The sequence below is a fragment of the Halochromatium salexigens genome (assembly GCF_016653295.1).
Taxonomy (GTDB): domain Bacteria; phylum Pseudomonadota; class Gammaproteobacteria; order Chromatiales; family Chromatiaceae; genus Lamprobacter; species Lamprobacter salexigens.
Window position 1 is genome coordinate 1 of record NZ_NHSF01000060.1, and the last position, 3,096, is coordinate 3,096.

Annotated in this window: 4 protein-coding genes; 3 read left to right on the plus strand and 1 reads right to left on the minus strand. The window is 64.7% G+C overall.

Going from position 1 to position 3,096, the window contains the following annotated elements:
• Positions 1–88: 88 nt before the first annotated feature.
• Positions 89–1,177 carry a hypothetical protein gene (locus CCR82_RS12175; RefSeq protein ID WP_201246073.1) on the minus strand — a complete coding sequence of 363 codons (1,089 nt, stop codon included), beginning with the start codon at positions 1,175–1,177 and terminating at the stop codon, positions 89–91.
• 254 nt (positions 1,178–1,431) lie between these two features.
• On the opposite strand from CCR82_RS12175, the gene CCR82_RS12180 reads away from it, so the two are divergent.
• The 3 genes from CCR82_RS12180 to CCR82_RS12190 all read left to right on the plus strand — a co-directional run bounded on the left by CCR82_RS12180 (position 1,432) and on the right by CCR82_RS12190 (position 2,832).
• Positions 1,432–1,680, plus strand: a complete 249-nt coding sequence (locus CCR82_RS12180; protein ID WP_201246074.1) for a flagellar biosynthesis protein FlgE — start codon at positions 1,432–1,434, stop codon at positions 1,678–1,680.
• Between the two features lie 12 nt (positions 1,681–1,692).
• Entirely contained in the window at positions 1,693–2,034 is a 342-nt protein-coding gene (locus CCR82_RS12185) for a hypothetical protein (protein WP_201246075.1), read from the plus strand.
• A 255-nt stretch (positions 2,035–2,289) separates the two neighbouring features.
• Positions 2,290–2,832: a class I SAM-dependent methyltransferase gene (locus tag CCR82_RS12190; protein ID WP_201246076.1), complete on the plus strand. Its 543-nt coding sequence runs from the start codon at positions 2,290–2,292 to the stop codon at positions 2,830–2,832.
• Positions 2,833–3,096: the final 264 nt, after the last annotated feature.

Below are 3,096 nucleotides of genomic sequence, written 5' to 3' on the forward strand. Positions count from 1 at the left end.
TTCAGAGCGCCGGGCGGTGTCGCTGTGAGAGGACAGCGCCGCTGAGTCGAAGCGGCGGACCTGCAGGACTGAACACGCACGCACCCGATCAGCCGAGGATCTGCAGCCGATCGACCAACTGCAGCTGTGTATTCTGATCCTGCACCAGAGCCTCCCAGGTCGGATAGGGCGCTGGCGGCTGATACCCACTCGCCCGCGTGTCATAAGCGCCTTCGACCCCAGTGATGGCGCGCATCAGATCGGTTGCCGCAGCCTTGACGCCGTCATCGGTCATCCGTGCGCCGCCCCAGTAATCGTTGCCCGGCCAAGAGACCTGGTCCCAGGCGACGATGCTGTAGAGCCGACAGTCGCTGAGGTCATCACCGGGCTCGGCGTAGTCACTCGGTGCGCAGAGCTGCGGGCGCTCGGCATTGCCCTGCAGCAGCGGGCGCACGCGCAGCGAGAGCGGTCCAAACGCATGCTGTTCGTTGCCACATTCGCTGTAGGGGTCGTAGTAGATCAGACGGATGTGCGGGAGCTGCGCGGCATGGCGTTCGAGCAGTGCGATCAGGGCCTGCTTGAGCTGCTCGCCGAGCCTCCCAGCGAAGGGACCAGCGAATTGACCGCAGCCGAGTCCAGGGACGGTGATCAGGGCCGCCTGCCCGCGTTCGGCGGCATCGCGATCCGCGTAGCGCAGCAGCGGCAGCAGGCGGCGTTCGTAGACGGCGCGGTAGCCGACCGGGTCGAGCTGATCGTCTCGCGTCACCGCCGACCAATCCGCCGGCACACAGCCGCGACCATTGCGCAGCAGGGCTCCAGGGATGAACAGGAGCGTTCCCGACAGCGGCTCGGGATGCACGGCTGGACGGTGATGGCGCCCGTCGTCGAAGATCCGAACTGGCACAGCAACACCCAGATCGCCAAGCAGCGACAGCTCCTTCGCTGACCAGTCGCGACCATCGCCATAGACCACGGACTCGGCGAAGATCAGCGGGCGTTTGGTGTTGATCAGGTGCTCGAGGAAGGCGGCATCGCTGAGGCTGTCGGGGGCTTGATCACTCAGTTGCTCTCGCAGGTAGGCACCGGCTTGGGCCAGCCCCTGCTCGGCCAGTTGCTGGCGGTAGTCGGCCACCGCACGGGCGCTGTCTGGATGCAGCAGCCACTGATAGGCGGGCTTATCTTGGGTGTGGTCTATCATGGTTGCCGGATCGGTCGGGCGATGGCGATTTGAGCCGGGGCGTCGAAGCCAGCATGATGCCGCAGAATGCGCCGGTGATGCTGCAGATCGCGCCGACAATGAGGCGGCATCCAAGAAATGCCGCTCATCCAGATCATGTATCACAGGCTAACGCGGCGGAACGGTGTTGTTGAACTAGACTTGACAGAACAAGGTCTCGACACGGCAGCGCCCAAACCTTCGACGCCCGTCGTACAACTTAATCAGGAGGCGAGATGACGATCCATGCACTCAATACCGGCCTGCTTGGCCTGCAGCGCAGTCACCTCAGCGTGGCGACGGCCGCGGATGCCATCGCGCGCCAGACCAGCGGCACGGCTTCCAATGGCGCGTCAGGCACGAAGATCGACGTGGCCAAAGAGTTGGTCAACCAGCATGTCGGCAAACTCGAGGCGGACGCCTCTGCCAAGGTGGTGAAGACGGCCGATGAGACGCTCGGAACCCTGATCGATCTGTTTGTCTGAACGGCCTGCCCGGTGAACACCCTGCCCGCTCCACTGGCTTTGCTGGCACTCCTCCCACTGCTGCTTGCGAGCTGTGCCACCACCGGCAACCTGGTCAGCGACTGGGGCGAGATCACCCTCGCACCGGGCGACACCGGCGTCTGCCACTCCAATCCCTGCCGCGTCTTCTTCAAGATGCCACCCGGAGCAGGAACCTATGCGCTGCGCGGAAGCGCGTTCCCGATCGGCGAGTATCCCGCGGGCAACACGGCGATGATCGGCAGCTTCTTTGAGAGCAGCGTCATCGAAATCGTTGGCACCGATCTGCCCAAGACCTATCTAACGGTGCCAGAATCAGGCGGTGATGCGCGTTGAACCGACGCCCGCCCGATCCGCGAAGACGACCAAGCGCCTCGCTCAGCCATCGCGTTCGACACCAGGGACCAGGAGGTCCTGTTCGACCCATTGATCGCCGCAAAGCGCGTCGGCGAGCCGCGTCGATGAGGCGGCTCATCACAGGCAACGCCTCGCTCACCCCTCCGGAGAACGGCCATAGCCACCGACCTCGATCTGCAACAGGCCTATGACGCCCTCGCCGCCCGCTACGATGCCAGCCGCGGTCTGTTTGACATGCAGCCGGTGCTCGATGCGTTCTATTCGCAGCTACCAGCAGGCAGCAGCGCCCTGCTCGATCTCGGCTGCGGGGCCGGAGAACCAGTGGCCAAGGGCTTCGTCGAGCGCGGCTGGGACGTGACCGGAGTCGACTTCAGCGCCTCGATGCTCGCGCTTGCCGCCCGCTACGTGCCGGCCATGCGCACCATCCTGGCGGACATGCGCGAGGTCGCGTTCGCCACCGGTCAGTTCGATGCCGTCACCGCCATCTACAGCCTGTTCCATGTCCCCTGCGCCGAACACCCTGCGCTGTTCGCCCGCATTCACGACTGGCTGCGACCCGGCGGGCACCTGTTGTTCACCTATGCCACCGTCGACTACACCGGGGCCGAGCACTTCGATGGTTGGAAGCCGTTCCTCGGCCAGCGCCTGTATTACAGCCATACGACCCCGGCAGCGTTGCGTGAGCAGTTGCAAGCCGCCCGCTTACGCCCAGAGAGCCTGACCCTGCGTGACATCGGCGGCGAGCGGTTTTTGTGGGTGACGGCGACGCGGGACTGACGCTGATGAGCCGGGGCGCTGCTCTGGCCGCGAGCCTCGGTAGCAAGCGCAAGCCCTGAAGCCTGCTGTACCAGGGCGAAACCGTTCTGACTCTGACTGACCAGCAGTTGAGGGATTTACCCTCGATTCTGGACAACTCCCTTCGTCTGGTCCAAACTGCCCGCCACTGTTGGTTGGCGAGGTAGCGGCGTGAACGTGCACGACATCACCCTGCGCCCGGTCGCGCACGAGGAAGAGCCGCGCTTCAAAGCGCTGCTTGATGCG